The sequence below is a fragment of the Caballeronia sp. LjRoot31 genome (assembly GCF_964253885.1).
In the GTDB taxonomy this organism is placed as follows: Bacteria; Pseudomonadota; Gammaproteobacteria; order Burkholderiales; family Burkholderiaceae; genus Caballeronia.
This window is the reverse complement of record NZ_CAXURX020000002.1, coordinates 868,824-888,847: the sequence shown is the minus strand read 5'-3', so window position 1 is coordinate 888,847 and position 20,024 is coordinate 868,824. Positions and strand designations below refer to the sequence as shown.

Below are 20,024 nucleotides of genomic sequence, written 5' to 3'. Positions count from 1 at the left end.
ACCGAAAACCGCTTGCCTTACTGGTATGCCAAAATCCGCGAATCAACCCCAATCGAGGATACCGTTGCGATGGAAATCCACGTGACCATTCGCGGCCGCGACGACCTGAGCGGACAGATCTACCGGCAGTTGCGCAGCGGGATTGTCGAGGGAAGGTTGGCGGCGGGCGAACGCCTGCCCTCCACGCGCGATCTCGCCACGCAACTTGGCGTCTCGCGCAAGACCACGCTCGATGTCTTCGAACGCCTCACTACCGAAGGGTATCTTCGTTCGCGTCCCGGCGACGGCACGTTTGTGGCTGAGGGATTGATCCGCGTTCCAACGCATCCCGCCGACGCAATGAAGCATCAGGCAAGGACGCAAGCGATCTGGTCGTCTATGCCCGTTCAGCTTTCGATGCCCAGGCACGACGTTCCTTACCCGTTTGATTTTCTAGGCGGCGTGACTGACAAGCGCCTGTTCCCCTTCGACACCTGGCGTCGCTGCATCAATCATGCAGTGCGATTGCAGGCACGCGGGCGTGGGCAATATCACGACCCCGCCGGCGAACAGGAATTGCGCCTCGCTGTGTCGCGTTATCTGGCGTTCAGCCGCGCCGTGGCAAGCAACTGGCAGGACGTGATTGTCACGCATGGCGCGCAGCAGGCGATCGATCTGATCGCACGTGTGGTGCTGCGTCCCGGCGATGTGGTCGCGGTTGAGGAACCGGGATATCCGCCCGCGCGTGCGGCGTTTGCAGCGGCTGGCGCCAAGATAATCGGCGTGGCTGTCGACGACCAGGGTTTGATCGTCGAGCAATTGCCCAAGAAAGCACGGCTTGTCTATGTGACCCCGTCGCATCAGTTTCCACTCGGCATGCCGATGAGTCTTGAGCGTCGCGTGGCGTTGCTTGAGTGGGCGCAGCGCCAGGGCGCGGTCATCATTGAGGACGACTATGACGGCGAGTTCCGCTTCGAGGGCCGGCCGATGGAACCGCTCAAGAGTCTTGATCGAGCGGGTCTGGTGGCTTATGTCGGCACGTTCTCAAAGACGATCTTTCCCGAGTTGCGGGTGGGGTATGTCGTGCCGCCGGCGTCGCTGAATGAAGCCATACAAAAAGCCAAGCAGATAAGCGACTGGCATACGTGCTCACTGACGCAAGCGGCGCTGGCTAAGTTCATGCTCGATGGCGACTTCGCCAAGCATCTGCGACGTATGCACAAGCACTATGAAGATCGTCGGAGAACGCTTGTTTCGTTTCTGCAAAATGAGCTTGCCGAGTGGTTTGAGCCACGGATTCCCGCGGCGGGAATTCATATGAGTGCGCGGTTGAAGGGATCGTTGAAGGAGAAGCAGCTTACCGGTGGCGCTCTTGATCCGTCTATTGGCTTGTATGGTATTTCGGGGTTCTACATGAATCGGCCAGCGCAGGAAGGGCTGATATTTGGCTATGGCGGGATTGAGTCGAACGACATCGATATTGCTATGAAGAAGCTCAAGATGCGTTTGTCGAAGGTGATGTAGGGCGTCGTTGTTAATGGGGGGGTCTGGGGTTAGTGGTCGGGGTTGATGCCGGGTTGCTGCTTTCGGCCTTAGTGGTCTGCGTGAGTCGGATTTTCTCTTTATCACTATTAGCCACTGTGCGTGGCGGCACGTCATTTCTTTGTCCAAAGCGACAAAGAAACGAAGCAAAGAAAACGCTTTTAAACCACGCTACCCTAAGTGTCCACAGCGTGCAGTTTCTATTCATAGGTGCCCCAAAAGCACGGTGCTCGCCAGAGCCACGGATGTTTGAACCCCTCCTTCTCGCGAATCCTGACACGAACACGCTTCGCCCCGCACGCTCTCGGGCAAGCACCATTGCTAAGGAATCCGTACGGCCTCACGGGTATTTACGGCTGCGGCTCTTTGACAGGGTATCTACCTGGTCTGTGCGACCGTATTTGTAGGCCACAGCTTGATGCGTGTTTGTGGTTACCGTTTTAGTTTTTGTGAATTGGTTGCGCGTTCTGTACAGCTATTTTCGTCGGTTACAGCCACCCGCATCTTCGCGACCTCGTTTCCAGCAGGGTTGGCGACGTGGTTCGAGGCGTGTACACATTTGGAGGGCGGTCGTCCGCGGATAGCGCGGGGTGCTCCTTGGGCAGGTTCAATCACTGGTGGCGAAGCGTGTGGGTATCGGTGTTCGGAGAAGGAGGGGTTCACACATCGGTGGCTCTGGCGAGCACCGTGCTTTTGGGGCACCTATGAATAGAAACTGCACGCTGTGGACACTTAGGGTAGCGTGGTTTAAAAGCGTTTTCTTTGCTTCGTTTCTTTGTCGCTTTGGACAAAGAAATGACGTGCCGCCACGCACAGTGGCTAATAGTGATAAAGAGAAAATCCGACTCTTGCACGCCACCACGGCCGAAAGCAGCAACCCGGCATCAACCCCGACCGCTAACCCTGGAACCTGGCACCCTGGCATTGACCCAGACCACTAACCCCGGAACCGACCACCCGAGCATAGGCCCCCCAGAAAACCCGTCCACCGGCGCGAGCAAAAAAACCAATCTCAGGGTTGCGCCCCAGCATAGTACGCCGCTGCTGCATCGATTTCCCCGGGCGTCATATTCCGCGCAACATTGCGCATCTGCTCGTTGATATCGTTATGACGTGTGTCGTTCGCGAACGCCTGCAACTGCGCCCGGGTGTATGCCGCCGGCATCCCCTCAAGCCACGGGCTCCCCGCCTTATGATCAATACCGCCATGACACGACGCGCAAGAAGCAATGTTTCGCATCGGCGCACCATTGGACACAATATCCGGCACGGCCACGACCGGCGCCGCATCGGAGCGAAGCGCCACCGGTCTCGGCAAATACGCGTAATAAGCAGAGAGATCGCGCATGTCCTGATCACTCAGGCTCGAGACCATGGGCGACATCACCGCATTACGCCGCGCGCCGGACTGAAAGTCGAGCAACTGCTTGTAGATCACAGAAGAATACTGTCCCCCAAGATTCGGCGAGTTGGCATCGCTCATGCCCCGTACACCGTGACACATGGTGCAACGCATGGACAAGGTCGCGCCGCGGCCAATCGACGTGCTGCTGGGCTCTCCCAGCAACTCCGGTGTCATGGCGACCGTGCTGGTTTGCACCAGCGGCACCGGCGTGGCCGACGAAGCGCGCAACCATTGTTGCGGCACGCCCGCCGCACTGCAGATAGCATTCCACACTCCCTGGAACGGCTGATCGCTTTGCGCCGAAGGCAACCATATGAAACCCACCGCCGCCGAGAATACGACCAGCGCGAGCATGCCGCCAACGCTAACCGTGAACCACCGGTTGCGTAACGAGAACAGGCGTTCTTCGCTCATCGCTGCGGCCCTCCAATCAGAATCGCGGGGACGGACGTATCGGAGCGGAACAACAGCGACGCGACCGGATAACCGTAGTTAAAGAGCGTCAGGCCGATCATCAGCGCAAGCCACAGGCCAAAGCTGTTCAACGCGACCGGAATGGTCTTCGATTCATGCACCGCCGTGCTGAACGTGTACTCTGGAACCACAGTGCGCGGTCCACGATGGTTGCGAATCAGCACGATGAAAAACATCACTGCCGAGACAACCAGGATCAAGCCGCCAATAGTCGAGATGATCACCGATACTGCCTGTGCAGCGATCTCCGGGTCGGTGTAATCGAAGAAGGCCATGCGCCGCGGCATGCCGAGAATGCCCGCGAAATGCCACGGGAACGTCAACACGATCATGCCGATGAACCACAGCCACAACTGCTGGCGCATCAGCTTCAAGTGCGTCATCGCGCGGCCAGTGAGATGCGGCCAGAGATCATAGGCGATCGCGAAATACATGATGACGATCGCCCCGCCGAAGATCAGATGGAAGTGACCGGTGACCCATTGCGTATTGTGAATGGTCGAGTCGAGCTGGTAGCTCATGTTGATGATGCCACCCGCCCCGCCAAAGCCAAGCATCACGAACGAAAATGCGAGCGCAAGCATCAACGGATTTTCCCAGGGCAACGCCTTGATCCAGCCAAAACTGCCACGGCCGCCGCGCAAACGCGCCGCTATTTCAACCGATGCGCAGATGGTGAACACCGTCAGCATGGTCGGTACCGCGACCAGCGCCGTGAATACCGAATGCATGAACTTGAAACCCGAACCCACTTGCGGATCGGCGAACAGATGGTGAATGCCGATTGGCATCGACACCACCAGGAACAGGATGAACGAGACGCGCGCCATCGAATCGCTGTACAGACGGCCGCCGATCGCGCGCGGCAGGATCGTGTAATACGCTATGTAAGCGGGCATCAGCCAGAAGTAGACGATCGCGTGAAGCGACCACGAGAAGAACACGCGGGCGAGGCCGGCGTCGATCGTCGTCTTGAAGCCAAGCGCCACAGGCAGGATCTGGAACAGGATCTCGATGGCCGCACCGACCGCTGTCCAGCCCCATAAATAGGCCCCGGCCAAGGTGGCGAACATGGCTAGAGGGACCGGCACGCCCTTATGCTCGCGCTTCCACACGGCAAGGTTGATCGACATCAGCGCGACCCAGATCCACGAACCGACCACCACCAGCACGATGCCGATGTAGTAGAACGCGTTGCCGATCATTGGCGGATAGAAGGTATAGAGGACCGAGGCGAGGCCCATGGCGACGGGGACCATCGCGGTGACCGTACCCACGGCCACGAGGATAAAACCGGCCCACGCCCAGCGCGCTCCGACCAGCGGTTTCTTCAACGCCAGTTCGGTGACCGCGTAACCAAAGCCCATTGCGATCAACGTGGGAAACACGTAGGCCATGGCCGAGCCATGCGCCGTGACCGAGCGATAGTAGAGTTCCGGATTCTTCAGCCACGGATGCAGAGGACTGCGCACCCACATTTGCCACGCGCCGAGCAGCAACGCGCCGCCGAAGCTGATGAAACCAAGCCAGAAATGCGCGAGAACGAGTCGCTTGCTATTTAACACAGCTGAGTCTCCGCGAACCGTTAGCGTTTGCCATCTTGAGGAAAGCCGTTTTATCGATCACCTTCACGTGAGCCCACATGCCCTGATGTCCCGTGCCGCAGAACTCATGGCATGGCATCAGATGCTCGCCGGGCTGAGTGAAGGTACTCTTGAAGGTGGAGATATAACCAGGCTCGAGCATCGAATTGATATTCGTGTTCGTAATCAGGAATCCATGTATGACGTCCGCGCTGGTGGCGCGAAAAGTGATGGGCGTATCAGTTGGAATCAGCAGGCATTGCGGCGTGAACGAGTACTGCTGCGCGACAATTCGCACAGTGACCGAGCCATCCGCTTCAACCGCGCTGCCCAGGTTGCTTTCAATGAATTCGCCGCTTACATTGAGCGTTTCAGGCCGCACGGTCTCCACTCTGGATGGCGGCATCATGGCCCAGTGCAGGCCGGTGAAAATCGTCATGGCGACCAGCACGCAGAGGATGATGACGACAAGAAGCGCCCACTTGCGCTCGATGCGCGCGGCAACGTCGGCAGACGCATGCGACGGGTGTTCAGTGCTCATTGGATAACGCCGCGCGGTAAGAAGACCAGGAAATAAAACGCAAACCACAAGCCGATCACAATGGCCGTTGCCGCGCCAGCCAAAGCAATGGCGCCGTGCGGGCCGTCTCGCACGATCTCATCGACGGCGGCATCTTCTTTCTCGGAATCAGTCATGACGTCCTCAATAAAGTGGGGCTGAGCGCAACGTGTTGACTTCCTTGACGCTCACCGGTGTACCGTGATTTCCCCAGGCCGTGCGGATATACGTCACGACCGCCGCGACCTCGACATCGGAGAGCGATTGAGCGAACGGCGGCATGCCGTAGGGCATTGGGTTCTTCTTCGTGCCCGGCGCATATCCACCGTTCAGCACCATGCGAATCGGATTCACCGATGACGTCATCTGGATCGACTGATTGTTCGCCAGAGGCGGGAAATGCGGCAGCCTGCCCTGCCCTTGCGACGCATGGCACAGCGCGCATTGGGCGTCGTAGATCTTTTTCCCCAGCGGCGAAAGGCTGGTCTGTTGTTCCGCGACCGCGGCGGTTGGAGGCACGGGCTTTTCGCCCGCACGCGCCGGCAGCGTCTTCAGATAGACAGCCACCGCGCGAATGTCCTGATCTGTCAGATACTGGAAGCTGTCATACACGACCTCGGCCATGGGCCCATACACTGCCCCACGATTCGACACGCCCGACTGCAGCAGGTCCGATATGTCCTCGATGCTCCAGTCGCCCAGTCCCGCTTCCTTATTCGATGTCAGCGAAGGCGCATACCAGTTCTGCACCGGGATCAACCCGCCTTCGAAACGCTTGGAGGGCGAATTACCGCCCAGTGCATTGATCGCGGTATGGCACATCGTGCAATGGCCAAGCCCTTCAACCAGGTAAGCGCCGCGATTCCATTCCACCGATTGCGTGGTGTCAGGCTGGTATTCGCCGGGCTTCATGTACAGCATGCGCCATCCGTACAGCAATGAGCGCTGGTTGAACGGAAACCGCAATTCATGCGCACGATTAGGCTGATGAATGGCCGGCGTGGACAACAGGTACGCGTAGATCGCGTCGGAGTCGTCCCGCGTGACCTTGGTGTAGGAAGCAAACGGCATGGCCGGATAAAGCAGCTCGCCGTCGCGCGCCTTGCCGGTATGCATCATGGTGTAGAACTCAGCCGAGGTCCACTTGCCAATACCGGTCTCTTTGTCCGATGAAATGTTCGGCGTATAGAGCGTGCCGAACGGCGTTTCCATCGCACGTCCACCGCCGAATAGTTTGCCGGAGGGTACTGTATGGCACGCAATGCAATCACCGGCGCGAGCGAGATATTCACCGCGAGCAATCACAGTGGGATCGGCGGCTCGTGCATTCAACGTCACGATGCAAGCGCAAACAAGCATTAGGGCACGGAAACTGAACACGTCTATTTCCTCGCCTATTGATTAGGAACAGTGCCGCAAGCGAGCGGCATCTTGAGTGACCCTGCCGCAGCAGGCGCCGGATTTTCCGGCGCGGGCAACGAAGCCAGATACGCCGCTATAGCCGTGATGTCCCGGTCGGCTAGTTTCGTGGCGACGTCATGCATGCAATCGGGAGCGAGCGTGGTGCGCGTACCGTAACGCCATGCGCCCAACTGCGCGCTGATGTAGTCGGAGTGCAGGCCCAGCAAGCCCGGAATGGCCGGCTCCATGCCGGTCAGCGCCGCACCGTGACACGCAACGCATGCGGGAATCTTGCGTGACGCAGCACCGCTGTTTACCAGGGTCTTGCCTAGCGCAAGCGTCGCGGTATCGGCAGTCACAGGCGCAGGCGCGGGAAATGGCGGATGCTCGGCGGCGAAGTACTCCGCAATTTTCATCAGATACGGGTCGGGAAGATAGGCCAACAAATAATTCATTGGCGGGTACTTGCGACGACCGTCTCTAAAGGCGAGCAATTGGTTGTAAAGATAACCGGCAGGCTTGCCTGAGAGCCGGGGGTAATAGTCGTTGCTCGTGCCTTCACCCTGCGCGCCATGGCACGCCGCGCAACCAAGCACGCGCGCCTGCATGGTGTCAGGCGCCTTCTCGGCCGGCGCCTCGCCAGCGGCGAATGCATGCAGGCTGGAACTTGCGAGCAACACTAGTGTTAAGACGACGCTGCGTATGCCCACCGTTGTATCCCTCGATCGGGTTTTTGTGTCTGCAGTATTTCGCTACAGCTAATTTTTTATAACCACGCGACTGCTCTGGTAGGTGAGCTTAAAGCACTTAAGCCAATTTGCCGAGCGCTAAGATTCACATGATTTCACGCATTATTAATCATTATTGAGATGATTCAACATGTCGAAATAGTGAGCTTGAACGTTCAATGATCCACATCAAGGAACCCGCACTATTTCGCGGGTTCCGGCTTTTTCTTTAAGCATTTTGCTAGAGCGCGGATGGCTGGCTGATGGACAAGCCCGCCTCCTGCTATCGGCTGGCCCGCATAAGGCAACGAAGTCTGGAGGCTTTGACGCTGGTTACCTGAAATTAGGCGAAATCGGCTATTTATAAGGTCCAGTCAACCGTCTAATCTTACTCATGCCGCGCCGCATCGCGCATCATTTAAATCAAAGGAGCCACCATGCAAACTCGTCTGGATTTCTACAAAGCCAAGCCATCCGCCATCAAGACTCTGGTTGCAGTGGAAGAGTACATCGGTAAGTCATCGCTGGAAAAGTCGCTGGCGGAACTAGTCCGCCTGCGCGCATCGCAGATCAATGGCTGTGCATTCTGTGTCGACATGCACACGACCGATGCCCGCAAGGGCGGTGAGACGGAGCGCCGGCTGGCAGCCGTGGTGGTATGGCGTGAGACGCCGTTCTTCACGGACCGCGAACGCGCGGCGCTGGAATGGACCGAAGCGCTCACGCTGGTCTCGCACGACCATGTGCCCGATGCCGTCTGGGAAGCCGTGCAGCCGCATTTCACTGAAGAAGAGATCGTGGACCTGACGCTGCTGGTGTCGCAGATCAACAGTTGGAACCGCTTTGCGATCGCGTTCCGCAAGATGCCGGTCTGATCAAACCAGCATGGCGCAGACGATGAAGCATTTTGCGCCGTGCTTCCCACGCTGAATCACATGGCTTGCCGGCGTTGGTCAGGTATAGGCCATTTGCCGCTTGGCATTCACGCGACAGCCAACAGCCCGCCGCACCCTGTTCACGATCCTGCATAGATATTGCAGAAGCTGACAGGACCGACACAGGTTTCAGGACTTTGCGTGCCATTCAGTGTGGCACGCGGCGCACTCGCGTTCGAGCCAGCGGCTACACCGCCATACGCGCTCGTATCTTTCCGTTGATTCGCGGCCTGGTCCTGAAACACCGGGCTGATATCCGGATACGATGCATTCGAAACGTACTCCGAACCATTTTGCTCAGCTTCCACCAGTTGTTGGCGGACTTCGGAACGGGTCAGTCCTTGCGCGAAAGCGCTCGAGGAAACGAGGACGGCGGCGGACAAGGTAAGCCAGGCAAGTTTCTTCATTTTCGACTCCAGTGTGTTTAACGGGTTGGTACAAGGGCTAACCCATTTCCCGCCAGACTTATTCCTGAACCGTCAAAATTAAATAGACGCATGCCTGCACGACACCGCCGGCACTTAAGACAAACATAGCGGCACCAACAAAAAAGCCGGGGCATGAACTCCGGCGGCCGCATAAATTGCTTTGAGAAAAACGAGACCGCTTAGAGCGCTTGCCTCTGAACCCGCGCGCCCGGCTTGCCTGACACTTGCGACGCAATCACCAGATATCGCCGTTTGTCGGCGGCATGACCGGTACCCGGCACGACTACCTGACGGATCTTCCCGATCGCGTTGACGATCGCCGAACCAGCCGGGTTCATCGTGAACAACTCAAGCGATTCCAACGCAACGGCGGCAATAGAGACCGCAGCGGCAGTCATGCAGCGGGCACGCAGAATCGTAATGAAATTGGAAGGTATAGCAGTTCATCCCGAAGAACTGCCGTGAAAGACATCAATGCCTGCACCGCCCCCTTCCGCAACTATTTATTCCGCGATCTTTTCTCAGCCGGTACAAGACGGCATCGGTCAGGCGCAGCTAAGGGTTATAGGCAATTCAGCACGAATCGTCGTAATCTTGTATAAGGTTTGCGATTAAGAAGGACTATAAAAATCCCCCCACGACAACTGGAGTTGCAGATGACGACCCTTTCCATAAACGGCGAATCTCACACCATCGACGCCCCGCCAGACATGCCGCTTCTCTGGGTGTTGCGCGACCTGGTCGGTCTCACGGGCACCAAATTCGGCTGCGGTATCGCGCAATGCGGCGCGTGCACCGTGCATCTCGACGGTCAGGCCGTGCGCTCCTGCGTGCTGCCCATCGCAGCCGTAGGCGAGCGCAAGGTCACGACCATCGAAGCCGTCAGCACCACGCCCGCAGGCAAGAAAGTGCAGGACGCATGGCTCGCGCTCGATGTTGTGCAGTGCGGGTACTGTCAGTCGGGTCAGGTGATGTCGGCCGCGTCGCTGATCGCCTCGAACCCCAACCCCTCGGACGCCGATATCGACGCTGCAATGGCGGGCAATATCTGCCGCTGCGGTACGTACAACCGTATCCGTGCCGCGGTCAAGCACGCCGCCAAGGGGGCGTGACATGTCGCGAGGATTACTCGAAGCACAGAACCGCCGCGCACCCGACGGCCTGAATCGGCGCACGTTTTTAAAGCTGGGAATATCGGTCGGCGCAGCAGTTGGCGGCGGTTTGATGCTGGGTTTCAGCCTTCCAGCGGCAAGCCAGGGCGAAGCACCCTCGGGCAAGTCGGTGATCGGCGGCGACGGCAATGAAGCGCCGCAAAGCGGTGTATTCGAACCCAACGCGTTTGTTCAGATCGACGCAACGGGTAAGGTGACGCTAGTGATTCCCAAGGTCGAGATGGGCCAGGGAATCTATACGTCCATCCCCATGCTGATCGCGGAAGAACTGGAAGTGCCGCTGGATAGCGTGGTGATCGATCACGCGCCGCCTAACGAAAAGCTCTTCATGGACCCGCTGCTCGGCGGCCAGTTGACCGGTGGATCGACGTCGATCCGCTACGCCTGGGAGCCCATGCGAAAGGCCGGTGCAACCGCCCGCGTGATGCTCATTTCCGCGGCGGCGCAGCAATGGCAGGTCGACCCGGCTTCGTGCCACGCGGAGAAAGGCGAAGTGGTGCATGCCGCGAGCAATCGCCGCATCGGTTACGGACAGCTCGTCGATGCCGCCGCGAAATTGCCCGCGCCGCAGAACGTGCCGCTTAAAGACCCGAAGGATTTCAAGCTGATCGGGACCGCGGCCAAGCGTCTCGACTCGCCCGAAAAAGTGAACGGCACGGCCATGTTCGGGCTCGATGTCCGCGTGCCCGGTATGGTCTATGCCGCCATCGTGAATAGCCCGGTATTCGGCGGGTCGCTTGCCTCCGTCGACGACACCAACGCGAAGAAGATCCCCGGCGTTCGCCAGGTGATCCGGCTCGACAATGGCGTGGCCGTGATCGGCGACCATACGTGGGCCGCCAAGCGCGGCGCGGCAGCGCTCGATATCACATGGAACGAAGGCCGCGGCGCGGACTTTTCCACGGCCAAGGTGGTCCAGCAACTCGCCGATGCATCGAAGCGCGATGGCGCCGTGGCGCGCAAGGATGGCGACGTGAAGAAAGGCTTCAATGACGCCAAGACGCGCGTTGACGCCGTGTACCAGCAACCCTTCCTCGCGCACGCCACCATGGAGCCGGTGAACTGCACCGTGTCCGTACGTAGCGATGGCTGCGATATCTGGGTGGGCACGCAAGTCCCCACGCGTGCGGTGGATACGGCCGTGAAGATCACCGGCCTCACCGCCGACAAGATCACCGTGCACAACCACTTGCTCGGCGGCGGCTTCGGACGCCGGCTGGAAACCGATTTCATCGGCCAGGCGCTGAAGGTCGGCAAGCAGGTGGGCGCGCCAGTGAAGGTCACGTGGACGCGCGAGGAGGACGTCCAGCACGACATGTATCGCCCGTATTACTACGACGTTATCTCCGCCGGCCTCGATTCGAATGGCAAGCCGGTCGCGTGGCAGCATCGCATAGTAGGGTCGTCCGTGATGGCCCGATTCGCTCCGCCGGCATTCAAGAACGGCCTTGATCCGGATGCGGTGGAAGTTTCGGCCGACCTTCCCTACGACCTCCCGAACCAGTTCATCGACTATGTGCGCCAGGAACCCATGGACGTGCCTACCGCCTTCTGGCGCGGCGTAGGTCCGACTCGCGGCACCTTCGTAGTTGAGAGCTTCATGGATGAACTGGCCGCGCAGGCGAAAGTCGATCCGGTGAAATATCGCCACGACCTGCTCGGCAAGACCCCCCGCGCGCAGAACGTGCTCGACGTCGCCGCCCGTGAAGCCGGCTGGGGCAACACGCCTCCGAAGGGTCAGGGGCGCGGGGTATCGGTGATGCACGCGTTCGGCAGCTTCTTCGGCATGGTGGTGGATGTGACCGTGAACGGCGACGGCGAAGTGGCCGTGAATCGCGTGGTCTGCGCGGTGGATTGCGGCGTGGTGGTCAACCCGAACACCATCGAGGCGCAGATCCAGGGAGGCATTATCTTCGGCATCACGGCAGCGCTTTATAGCGAGATCACGATCAAGGACGGCCGCGTCGAACAATCCAACTTCACGGATTACCGGATGCTGCGGATTGATCAGACGCCGCCTATCGAGGTGCATATCGTGAAGAGCGGTGAGGCGCCCGGAGGCATCGGCGAACCGGGTACAGCAGCACTCGCGCCCGCGCTGACCAACGCGATTTTTGCCGCCACCGGCAAGCGCTTGCGGCAATTGCCCGTCGGCCGTCAACTGCAAAGCGCATGAGGGCACACACAATGATCAAACATCTTGTTGCCTCTGTTGCGCTCACGCTCAGCCTGCCCCTGCTGGCTCATGCTGCTGCGAACGACGATCCGCTGGTTGCGCGTGGCGCCTATCTCGCGAAGGTGGGCGATTGCGTGGCCTGTCATTCCGCGCCCAAGGGCAAGCCGTTCGCCGGCGGCCTGCCGATGACCACACCCATGGGCAAGATCTACACGACCAACATCACGCCCGACCCCGATACAGGTATTGGTAAATGGAGCGAGGAAGACTTCGAAAAAGCGTTGCGCCAGGGCGTGGCGAAGGACGGTCACAACCTCTATCCGGCAATGCCCTATACATCCTATGTAAAGGTCCGCGACGACGACGTGAAGGCGCTCTATGCGTACTTCATGAAGGGGGTTGCACCGGTGAACCAGGCGAACCGACCATCCGATATTCCGTTCCCGCTGAACATGCGCTGGCCGCTCAAGTTCTGGAACATGGTGTTCCTCGACAAAGGCGTTTATCGCGACAAGGACGGTAAGGATGTAGCGTGGAATCGCGGTGCTTACCTGATCCAGGGCCTGGGCCATTGCAGCGCATGCCACACGCCTCGCGGTATTGCGTTCCAGGAAAAAGCTCTCGATGAAAGCGGCAACGCGTGGCTCACGGGCGGTGTGCTCGACGGCTGGTTTGCGTCCAACCTGACGGGCGAGCAGAACGTCGGACTGGGTCGCTGGTCGGATGCTGACTTGACCACGTTCCTGAAGACCGGAGCGAACGCGCACGCGTCGGCGTTCGGGTCCATGACGGATGTGATCAACCACAGTACACAGGGTATGAACGATCAGGATCTGGCTGCCATGTCGGCGTATCTGAAGTCGTTGCCGGCGGCGGGGGGGACAAACGCACCGGCCTATGCCTATGATCCGAAAGCTACCGCGTCGCTGCTTCAACATCCGGCCAATGACGCGGGCGCAAAGGTGTATACCGCGTACTGCATGCATTGCCACGGTGTGGATGGCCGTGCGTTCGCACCACTGCTCGCGCCGCTGGCGGGCAATCCAAACGTGATGGAGAAGGACGCGTCGTCGTTGATCAACGTCACGCTGAACGGGACCCACGACCTCGTGATACAGGGCATTCCCGCCGCGTACCCAATGCCTAAGTACGCGCCGGTGCTCAATGATCAGCAGATCGCCGACGTGCTCACGTTCATTCGCGCTGGATGGAACAACGGTGCGCCCGCGGTCGGGGCGGCTGATGTTGCCAAGCTGCGCAAGAGCACACAGGCATCGCAGTAAGTCTGTATTGGTCTTGGCAAAAGCGGCGGCGGATTTTCAAGTCCGCCGCCGCTGTGCGCAAACTCACGGTCAGGAAGGCATTCGCGATCATAATGACATTCCTGGACGAACAGGGAGACTGCCATGCATCAAGACGTTGAAGTTGGCGACTATCTTCTGACCATAAACGTCGAGCCGAAATACGACCCACCTGACGCAGAAAAAATTATTGGTTTTAACGTCCGCGTGATCGTGACTCGCCATGATGGAACGCCGGTTCGAGGTTCGAAGCACGCGGAAGATTCTGGAGAATTGACCGGTAATCACGGGCCCTACGTCACGGTGGCGGACGCCATTGCTCACGGCGAGGCATGGGGTAGACACTTCGTCGCCCGCGTTCTGGGCGGCGCGGTCTAGCGCTCACTCTTTAACGCCGGCTCCTGATGGTGGAGGTTTCCATGTGGGAAAGAATAGATTACAAAGGCTTTGAGATCTGGGTGCTGCCGATCCTTGCATACGGACCTCCCACGCCAGATACCCCTTACCACTACAACGGGTACGTATGTCGACCAGGCGCGGACCTGCGTCATGCCGGGCAACGCACGCAATTTTATGAACTCGGCAACGTCTTTGAGACTGAAGCCAAGGCGCTGGATGCGGCCTATCATGCGGGGCGCGAACTCGTCGACAAGCTGATTGACAACGGCTGAGTAGCGACATCGATTGGGTGAGCGGCGGGTACTAGGTGTAATTCCCCGGCACTCACTGCGGTGGCAAAAAACACCGCTGTTTTCCCAGGAATTGCATCCGTTCTCCGGAAGCTCTATGGACGCTGGTAACGGAGATCGAACACGACCCCGCAAGCCGTCAGGCGGCGGATTTTAAGTCCGCCGCCTGGTCTATGCCTGTCTATTACTGCGATGCCACGCTCAGCAGCACCGGTTTGTCGCGATAAAGCGTCGGATACAGGCGCTTCAGGTTCTCGACCTTCGGCAGGTCGTTGATCGCGATATACGGTGCATCCGGATGCAGCGTCAAATAGTTCTGGTGATAAGACTCGGCAGGATAAAACCCCTTGAGCGGGTCTGTCTTCGTCACGATCGGCGAGGAGAAAACATGCGCTTTGTCGAGTTGCGCGATATAGCTTTGCGCGATGCGTTTTTGCGTGTCGTTGGCCGGAAAGATTGCCGAACGATATTGCGTTCCGCTGTCCGGGCCTTGCCGGTTCAATTCCGTCGGGTCGTGAGCGACCGAGAAATAGATCTGCAGCAACTTGCCGTAGGTGATTTTCGTCGGGTCATAAGTGATCTGCACTGACTCGGCGTGACCTGTCTGGCCCCCGCTGACGGTTTCATATTGCGCGGTCTGGGGCTGACCGCCAGAGTAGCCCGACACAACCTTCGTCACGCCGCTCACGTGCTGGAACACGCCTTGAACGCCCCAAAAACAGCCCCCTGCCAACACGGCGGTTTCCTGGTGTGCGCCGTTCGCGGGTTCGTCGAGCGCGGGCGGGGCAATGACGACCGCGGCTTCGGAAGAATGCGCCGGATGCATGGATGCGAACAGGATACCGACGCCCAGGCCGATAGCCGCCAACAGCGCCGCGCCGCGTGAGCGCAGGAACGTGGCAGGATTTTGCTTCGTGGAAATCATGGAGAGCCTCCGGGTTTCAGGACGACGCTTAGGCGCCCGCCAGGCGTTTGGCTGCCGGGAGCCTAAGCGTCGTCCTCTTGCGTCATGTTAGCGCGCCCGGAGACGTGTCGAAGCTTGATGACAAAGATGTCATCGAAAGGTCAGGGAAAGGTCAGGACGAGGTGCGCCAGACACCCCTCACGCAAGCACGCCCACGACGATCCGCGCCGCCGACGCCACCACGTCATTACGCGCCTTTGCATCCTGCTCTCGTTGAGTGAGGTAGATGGTCAGGATAACTGGTGGTTTTCCGGGTGGCCACAGCACGCCGATATCGTTCGTCGTACCGTAGTCGCCCGAACCGGTCTTGTCGCCGATCACCCAATGCGCCGGCAAAGCGGCAGCGATTTTGTCAGCGCCGGTGGTATTGCCTAGCAGCCATGTTTGCAGTTGCCCGCGTTGCGAAGCGCCTAGCGCATCGCCTAATGTTACGCGTTGCAGGCTTTGCGCCATCGCTGCCGGTGTGGATGTGTCGCGCGGATCGCCCGGTATCGCCGTATTCAATTCAGGCTCCCAGCGATCCAGGTGGAACTGGTTATCGCCAATCGAGCGGGCGAACGCAGTCACCGTTTCCGGGCCGCCGACCAGTTTCATCAACAGGTTGGCTGCCGTGTTGTCGCTATATTGCAGCGCGGCGGCGCAGAGTTCCGCGACGGTCATGCCCGTAGCGATCTGTTTTTTGGTGATGGGCGCCCACGACAGGAGTTCGCTCTGCGTATAGCGGATCCGGCGCTCAAGCAAGCCCTTTTGAAGCGCGCTTTGTTCGAGAACCGCGGACACTAGCACTAGTTTGAACGTGCTGCAAAGCGGGAAACGCTCGTTCGCGCGATAGTTCACCTGCTTGCCATCAGCGGTATTCAGCGCAGCTACGCCAAGGCGCCCTCCAGCAGTGCTTTCCAGTTGTTTCAACTGGTCTTCGGCTAATGAGCTGGCGGCGCTCGCACGCCACGACGTACACGCGCCGACAAAGGGGAGCATGGCAGCAGCCGTCAGCAATGAACGGCGGCGCGGGGAGTAAACGATTGAATGTTGCATCGGATTGAAAACGGAGGAAAGCGTTGCGGAGGTGTTGCGAATCACAGGGATGAGCGACGAGCACGGAGTGCTCGTCGCCGAAGCTTACAGGCCCGACACGGAAAGCACAAACCACGCGCGCCAGCGCCGTAAAGATGGCTCGGCCGACGCGCAAAAAATCTTGACACATCGACCTGCGCGATGGCGCGCTTGCCCTCTTCTTACGTCGCCTGCTGAACGTGTGCGCGGCGCGGCGTGAGCGTCGATACAACAAACGCCACCACAATATTCAATGCCAGCGCAATCAGCCCGATATACAGCGGATACGTCGAGCCCCCTACATGCAGCGCGAACACCGGCTTCAAACCCTGTACGATCGCCATGCCGGTTCCGAGCACGATCCCGGCCAGCCAGCCAAGGAACAAGCCCGGCGTGTTCAGGCGACGTGTGTATAGCGAGAACACAATGGCCGGGAATATCTGCAGGATCCACACGCCGCCGAGCAATTGCAGATCGATTGCATATTGGGTTGGCAGGAACACAATGAACAGCAGCGCGCCGAACTTCACAACCAGCGACACCAGCTTAGCTGTCTTCGCTTCCTTCTCGGGCGTGATGTCACGCGCCATCAGCGGCCACAGGTTACGCGTGAACAGGTTCGCTGCGCCGATCGACATGATCGCCGCCGGCACGAGCGCGCTGATCGCAATGGCCGCGGCCGCGAAGCCGACGAACCACGAAGGGAACAACTGACCGAACAACGCGGGCACGACGTCGGACGCGGATTGCACCTTGATGCCCGCAGCAATCGCCATATAACCGAGTAACGCAATCAGGCCGAGCAGCAGCGTGTAGGCCGGCAGGAAGATAGCGTTCTTGCGCACGGTCGCAGCCGACGACGACGACAATACCGCGGTCATGGTATGCGGATACATGAACGCGGCAAGCGCCGAACCCAACGCAAGCGATGCATAGGCGGTGAATTGCGTCGGCTTGAGGATGATGCCGGTCGCACCGCCCTTGGCTTTGAAGAACTGGTCAGCGGCATCGAACACGTGCGCATAGCCGCCTAGTTTCGATGGAATCAGCCAGACCGCCGCGATCACCACGATATAAATCATGATGTCCTTCACGAACGCGATCATGGCTGGCGCGCGCAAGCCGCTGGTGTACGTGTAGAGCGCGAGGATCACGAACGCAACAATCAGCGGCAACTCGCCGCTCACGCCCAGACCCTTGATCACGACCTGCATGCCCACCAGTTGCAAGGCAATGTACGGCATGGTCGCAACAATGCCGGTCACCGCCACGGCCGCCGGGAACCACTTGCCGCCATATTCGCCCTGCACATAATCGGCTGCCGTAATATGGTTCTTCGCGTGAGCGATCTTCCATAGCTTCGGCATGACGGCAAAGACAAACGGATAAACAATGATGGTGTAAGGCAGCGCGAAGAAACCATATGCGCCCACTGAATAGACCAGGGCGGGTACGGCAATGACGGTATAGGCGGTGTAGAAATCGCCGCCTACCAGGAACCACGAAATTACAGTGCCGAACTGGCGGCCGCCCAAACCCCATTCATGCAGTTGCGTCAGGTCGCCGCGTTTCCAGCGCGCCGCGAAAAATCCCACTACCGTCACCAGCAGGAAGAAAGCGATGAAAACCGTCATGGCTACCGGATTGACCGGAACGATATCGCTCATTTGACACCTCTATACACGATGTAAATGATGAGCGAAGTCAGCGGTACCCAAAGGAACTGATACCAGTAGAAGAATGGGAAACCTGCAAAAGACGGGCGGGTATCGTTATAAAATGGCAGCCAGAGCAAGGCGATGTACGGAATGAGCAAGACCAGCCAAAGCCAGGAATGCGTTGTCTCTTCGGATGTTTTCATAGTGGTTTGATTCGAGATTGAGGTTCGGCCCGTCTCACTTCGCGACGGCCGGGCGGCGTAGCGAAGCTCGAAATAAGGACACCGCGGATTATGTTCGAGTTTTTAAAGACGTGCTGAATACTCAAGCGGGAGACGCCAGGAATACCGGTCGATCGGGGAGACCGAGGCTAGCGATTGGCTTCCAAAGCGCGATACGTCTTTGGCCTTTATCCGCGCCAGTGCGGGATACGACCACTACAGGTTTCGTTCCTTTGCTAGCCGGCAAAGGAACGAAACACAGAAACGTTTAGGGTTTTTGCCCAAGCAAATCGGCAAGCGCAACCGCAACTGTTTTCGTCGCGACCTTCAAGTCTTCAAGCGCAACGCGCTCGTCGGCCCGATGTCCGTTAGCCTCAAGCAACGTCCGCGGACCGGCACCGTAAATGACGGTCGGTACGCCCGCTTCGCAGTACAAGCGGGCATCGGTATAAAGAGGCACGCCTTCGGTAGGAATGTCACGTTGCAACGTAACCCGGGCCGCGCGTTGCAACGCTTGCGACAAGCGCTCTGCGCCGTCAAGCGAGCGCAACGGCGACGTCACCAGCACCTCTTCTATCTCCACGCTAATACCCGCCAAGCCTTTCACTGACGCCGTGATCAGCGTTTTCAATTGCTTGAGCACGTCTTGCGGATTCTCCTCCGGCACCACGCGCCGGTCGAGTCGCAAACTCACCTTGTCAGGCACCACGTTCGTGTTGATGCCGCCTTTGATCAGACCCACCACCAACGTAGGATGATCGATTCCTGGCGTCTGCGAGTGGATCTCGCGCAATGCCGCCCGATGCGCGTACAGCGCATTCAGCACGGCCGTAGCGGCCTCCAGCGCGTCGTGCCCGGTATCGGGTCGCGCCGCATGCGCCGACTTGCCCCGCACCGTGACTTCCAGGTGGATCGCGCCATTGTGCGCGGTCGTGATCGAATAAGAAAAACCCGCGCAGATGGCGTAATCGGGCTTCACGATGCCCTTCTTCAACAGCCACCCCGGCCCGATCAATCCGCCGGTTTCTTCGTCATAGGTCAGGTGCAGCTCCACCGTCCCGCCGAGCGTCGCGCCGCTCTCGATCAATGCTTTCAACGCGAACGCATAGGTGGCGAAGTCCGACTTCGATACCGCCGCGCCGCGCCCGATCATGAAACCATCGCGAATCTCGGCGCCGTACGGGTCGGCGGTCCAGCCGTCACCCGGCGGCACCACGTCGCCGTGCGCGTTCAGCGCGATCACCGGTCCCGCGCCAAAGCGATGGCGAACCACCAGGTTCGTCGCGCTGATCATGCCGGCACGTGTGACGTCGCCGGCCGGCACTACGTGGCGTTCGACCGTGAAGCCGATCCTTTCAAGCCATTGCGCCGCCATCTCCGCGTGCCCCGCGCAATCGCCCGGCGGATTGTCCGACGGTTTTTGCACGAGCGCGGAAAGGAATTGGACCTCCTGATCAAAGTGATAATCGACGCAGGCAGTCAGGGTCGAGGCAAGAACGTGGTGAGTCATGGGCGGTGGTTTGATCTAAATAACTAAGCTAAATAAATAAGCTGAGGGTTGGCAGCATGGTAACGAGTAACGCGGCTGCAGGCGAGCTGGCGTCAGCTTAGCGGACCCGGCGCGCGGCTTGGTGAGCGCACCCGAATGCCGCCCATAACAGATGGCAATCAATTTATCGCGCTTAAGCGCGGTTTTCATCGAAGAAAATTGCATCGGGACTCATACACCGCGTTTGTTTCGCAATCAATTAAAGAC

The 20,024-nt window shown here is 59.1% G+C and carries 20 protein-coding genes; 7 read left to right on the top strand and 13 right to left on the bottom strand.

Going from position 1 to position 20,024, the window contains the following annotated elements; translation table 11 throughout:
* The first annotated feature begins 69 nt into the window (after nt 1-69).
* Nucleotides 70-1,503: a PLP-dependent aminotransferase family protein gene (locus ACSQ8V_RS22360; RefSeq protein ID WP_436207187.1), complete on the top strand. Its 1,434-nt coding sequence runs from the start codon at nt 70-72 to the stop codon at nt 1,501-1,503.
* 1,030 nt (nt 1,504-2,533) lie between these two features.
* On the opposite strand, the gene ACSQ8V_RS22355 is transcribed toward ACSQ8V_RS22360, so the two are convergent.
* Genes ACSQ8V_RS22355 through ACSQ8V_RS22330 form a run of 6 tightly spaced genes read right to left on the bottom strand, consistent with a single transcriptional unit; the run spans nt 2,534 to nt 7,551 of the window.
* On the bottom strand, nt 2,534-3,340 hold the full coding sequence (locus ACSQ8V_RS22355) for a c-type cytochrome (protein ID WP_436207186.1): 807 nt from the start codon (nt 3,338-3,340) through the stop codon (nt 2,534-2,536).
* Entirely contained in the window at nt 3,337-4,965 is a 1,629-nt protein-coding gene (locus ACSQ8V_RS22350; protein ID WP_213762112.1) for a b(o/a)3-type cytochrome-c oxidase subunit 1, read from the bottom strand. Before ACSQ8V_RS22350 ends, ACSQ8V_RS22355 begins: the two co-directional genes overlap by 4 nt.
* A complete protein-coding gene (locus ACSQ8V_RS22345) occupies nt 4,955-5,524 on the bottom strand; it encodes a cytochrome C oxidase subunit II (protein WP_213762111.1) in 570 nt (189 codons plus the stop codon). Before ACSQ8V_RS22345 ends, ACSQ8V_RS22350 begins: the two co-directional genes overlap by 11 nt.
* The gene (locus tag ACSQ8V_RS22340) at nt 5,521-5,679 is read right to left on the bottom strand and encodes a hypothetical protein (protein WP_089164460.1); all 159 of its coding nucleotides are present in this window, start codon (nt 5,677-5,679) and stop codon (nt 5,521-5,523) included. The genes ACSQ8V_RS22345 and ACSQ8V_RS22340 overlap by 4 nt, the downstream gene beginning before the upstream one ends.
* A gap of 7 nt (nt 5,680-5,686) precedes the next feature.
* Nucleotides 5,687-6,901 carry a c-type cytochrome gene (locus ACSQ8V_RS22335; protein WP_436207988.1) on the bottom strand — a complete coding sequence of 405 codons (1,215 nt, stop codon included), beginning with the start codon at nt 6,899-6,901 and terminating at the stop codon, nt 5,687-5,689.
* Between the two features lie 35 nt (nt 6,902-6,936).
* Complete coding sequence (locus tag ACSQ8V_RS22330) at nt 6,937-7,551, bottom strand: c-type cytochrome (RefSeq protein WP_436184925.1); 615 nt, start codon at nt 7,549-7,551, stop codon at nt 6,937-6,939.
* Between the two features lie 557 nt (nt 7,552-8,108).
* Here ACSQ8V_RS22330 and ACSQ8V_RS22325 point away from each other — a divergent pair.
* Nucleotides 8,109-8,546 (top strand): carboxymuconolactone decarboxylase family protein, encoded by a 438-nt coding sequence (locus ACSQ8V_RS22325; RefSeq protein ID WP_436207185.1) that lies wholly within the window; start codon nt 8,109-8,111, stop codon nt 8,544-8,546.
* Between the two features lie 140 nt (nt 8,547-8,686).
* Here ACSQ8V_RS22325 and ACSQ8V_RS22320 read toward each other — a convergent pair whose 3' ends face one another.
* Together ACSQ8V_RS22320 and ACSQ8V_RS22315 are read right to left on the bottom strand one after the other, a co-directional pair.
* Entirely contained in the window at nt 8,687-9,013 is a 327-nt protein-coding gene (locus tag ACSQ8V_RS22320) for a DUF4148 domain-containing protein (RefSeq protein ID WP_213762109.1), read from the bottom strand.
* A gap of 200 nt (nt 9,014-9,213) precedes the next feature.
* Entirely contained in the window at nt 9,214-9,432 is a 219-nt protein-coding gene (locus tag ACSQ8V_RS22315) for a hypothetical protein (protein ID WP_436207184.1), read from the bottom strand.
* A gap of 258 nt (nt 9,433-9,690) precedes the next feature.
* Here ACSQ8V_RS22315 and ACSQ8V_RS22310 point away from each other — a divergent pair, with 258 nt between their 5' ends.
* The 5 genes from ACSQ8V_RS22310 to ACSQ8V_RS22290 all read left to right on the top strand — a co-directional run bounded on the left by ACSQ8V_RS22310 (nt 9,691) and on the right by ACSQ8V_RS22290 (nt 14,354).
* Nucleotides 9,691-10,146, top strand: coding sequence for a (2Fe-2S)-binding protein (locus ACSQ8V_RS22310; RefSeq protein WP_213762108.1), 456 nt, complete (start codon nt 9,691-9,693; stop codon nt 10,144-10,146).
* Between the two features lies 1 nt (nt 10,147).
* Nucleotides 10,148-12,382: a molybdopterin cofactor-binding domain-containing protein gene (locus ACSQ8V_RS22305; protein WP_436207183.1), complete on the top strand. Its 2,235-nt coding sequence runs from the start codon at nt 10,148-10,150 to the stop codon at nt 12,380-12,382.
* Nucleotides 12,383-12,393: 11 nt separating this feature from the next.
* The gene (locus ACSQ8V_RS22300; RefSeq protein ID WP_436207182.1) at nt 12,394-13,665 is read left to right on the top strand and encodes a c-type cytochrome; all 1,272 of its coding nucleotides are present in this window, start codon (nt 12,394-12,396) and stop codon (nt 13,663-13,665) included.
* A gap of 123 nt (nt 13,666-13,788) precedes the next feature.
* Nucleotides 13,789-14,061, top strand: a complete 273-nt coding sequence (locus tag ACSQ8V_RS22295; protein ID WP_436183732.1) for a hypothetical protein — start codon at nt 13,789-13,791, stop codon at nt 14,059-14,061.
* A gap of 41 nt (nt 14,062-14,102) precedes the next feature.
* Nucleotides 14,103-14,354: a hypothetical protein gene (locus ACSQ8V_RS22290; RefSeq protein WP_213762104.1), complete on the top strand. Its 252-nt coding sequence runs from the start codon at nt 14,103-14,105 to the stop codon at nt 14,352-14,354.
* A 202-nt stretch (nt 14,355-14,556) separates the two neighbouring features.
* On the opposite strand, the gene msrA is transcribed toward ACSQ8V_RS22290, so the two are convergent.
* The 5 genes from msrA to ACSQ8V_RS22265 all read right to left on the bottom strand — a co-directional run bounded on the left by msrA (nt 14,557) and on the right by ACSQ8V_RS22265 (nt 19,778).
* On the bottom strand, nt 14,557-15,297 hold the full coding sequence (gene msrA / locus ACSQ8V_RS22285) for a peptide-methionine (S)-S-oxide reductase MsrA (RefSeq protein ID WP_436207181.1): 741 nt from the start codon (nt 15,295-15,297) through the stop codon (nt 14,557-14,559).
* Between the two features lie 177 nt (nt 15,298-15,474).
* Nucleotides 15,475-16,371 carry a class A beta-lactamase gene (gene bla / locus ACSQ8V_RS22280; RefSeq protein WP_436207180.1) on the bottom strand — a complete coding sequence of 299 codons (897 nt, stop codon included), beginning with the start codon at nt 16,369-16,371 and terminating at the stop codon, nt 15,475-15,477.
* Nucleotides 16,372-16,571: 200 nt separating this feature from the next.
* Nucleotides 16,572-18,056 carry a monocarboxylate uptake permease MctP gene (gene mctP / locus ACSQ8V_RS22275; protein WP_436207179.1) on the bottom strand — a complete coding sequence of 495 codons (1,485 nt, stop codon included), beginning with the start codon at nt 18,054-18,056 and terminating at the stop codon, nt 16,572-16,574.
* Entirely contained in the window at nt 18,053-18,250 is a 198-nt protein-coding gene (locus ACSQ8V_RS22270) for a DUF3311 domain-containing protein (protein ID WP_213762101.1), read from the bottom strand. The genes mctP and ACSQ8V_RS22270 overlap by 4 nt, the downstream gene beginning before the upstream one ends.
* A gap of 286 nt (nt 18,251-18,536) precedes the next feature.
* Complete coding sequence (locus ACSQ8V_RS22265) at nt 18,537-19,778, bottom strand: ArgE/DapE family deacylase (protein WP_436207178.1); 1,242 nt, start codon at nt 19,776-19,778, stop codon at nt 18,537-18,539.
* Nucleotides 19,779-20,024 lie beyond the last annotated feature (246 nt).

Bases quoted from the DNA above. Each gene is read 5' to 3' on its own strand.
- ACSQ8V_RS22360 (WP_436207187.1), top strand. From the start codon at position 70: ATGGAAATCCACGTGACCATTCGCGGCCGCGACGACCTGAGCGGACAG.
- ACSQ8V_RS22355 (WP_436207186.1), bottom strand. From the start codon at position 3,340: ATGAGCGAAGAACGCCTGTTCTCGTTACGCAACCGGTGGTTCACGGTT.
- ACSQ8V_RS22345 (WP_213762111.1), bottom strand. From the start codon at position 5,524: ATGAGCACTGAACACCCGTCGCATGCGTCTGCCGACGTTGCCGCGCGC.
- ACSQ8V_RS22340 (WP_089164460.1), bottom strand. From the start codon at position 5,679: ATGACTGATTCCGAGAAAGAAGATGCCGCCGTCGATGAGATCGTGCGA.
- ACSQ8V_RS22335 (WP_436207988.1), bottom strand. From the start codon at position 6,901: ATGCTTGTTTGCGCTTGCATCGTGACGTTGAATGCACGAGCCGCCGAT.
- ACSQ8V_RS22330 (WP_436184925.1), bottom strand. From the start codon at position 7,551: ATGCAGGCGCGCGTGCTTGGTTGCGCGGCGTGCCATGGCGCGCAGGGT.
- ACSQ8V_RS22325 (WP_436207185.1), top strand. From the start codon at position 8,109: ATGCAAACTCGTCTGGATTTCTACAAAGCCAAGCCATCCGCCATCAAG.
- ACSQ8V_RS22320 (WP_213762109.1), bottom strand. From the start codon at position 9,013: ATGAAGAAACTTGCCTGGCTTACCTTGTCCGCCGCCGTCCTCGTTTCC.
- ACSQ8V_RS22315 (WP_436207184.1), bottom strand. From the start codon at position 9,432: ATGACTGCCGCTGCGGTCTCTATTGCCGCCGTTGCGTTGGAATCGCTT.
- ACSQ8V_RS22310 (WP_213762108.1), top strand. From the start codon at position 9,691: ATGACGACCCTTTCCATAAACGGCGAATCTCACACCATCGACGCCCCG.
- ACSQ8V_RS22305 (WP_436207183.1), top strand. From the start codon at position 10,148: ATGTCGCGAGGATTACTCGAAGCACAGAACCGCCGCGCACCCGACGGC.
- ACSQ8V_RS22300 (WP_436207182.1), top strand. From the start codon at position 12,394: ATGATCAAACATCTTGTTGCCTCTGTTGCGCTCACGCTCAGCCTGCCC.
- ACSQ8V_RS22295 (WP_436183732.1), top strand. From the start codon at position 13,789: ATGCATCAAGACGTTGAAGTTGGCGACTATCTTCTGACCATAAACGTC.
- ACSQ8V_RS22290 (WP_213762104.1), top strand. From the start codon at position 14,103: ATGTGGGAAAGAATAGATTACAAAGGCTTTGAGATCTGGGTGCTGCCG.
- msrA (WP_436207181.1), bottom strand. From the start codon at position 15,297: ATGATTTCCACGAAGCAAAATCCTGCCACGTTCCTGCGCTCACGCGGC.
- bla (WP_436207180.1), bottom strand. From the start codon at position 16,371: ATGCAACATTCAATCGTTTACTCCCCGCGCCGCCGTTCATTGCTGACG.
- mctP (WP_436207179.1), bottom strand. From the start codon at position 18,056: ATGAGCGATATCGTTCCGGTCAATCCGGTAGCCATGACGGTTTTCATC.
- ACSQ8V_RS22270 (WP_213762101.1), bottom strand. From the start codon at position 18,250: ATGAAAACATCCGAAGAGACAACGCATTCCTGGCTTTGGCTGGTCTTG.
- ACSQ8V_RS22265 (WP_436207178.1), bottom strand. From the start codon at position 19,778: ATGACTCACCACGTTCTTGCCTCGACCCTGACTGCCTGCGTCGATTAT.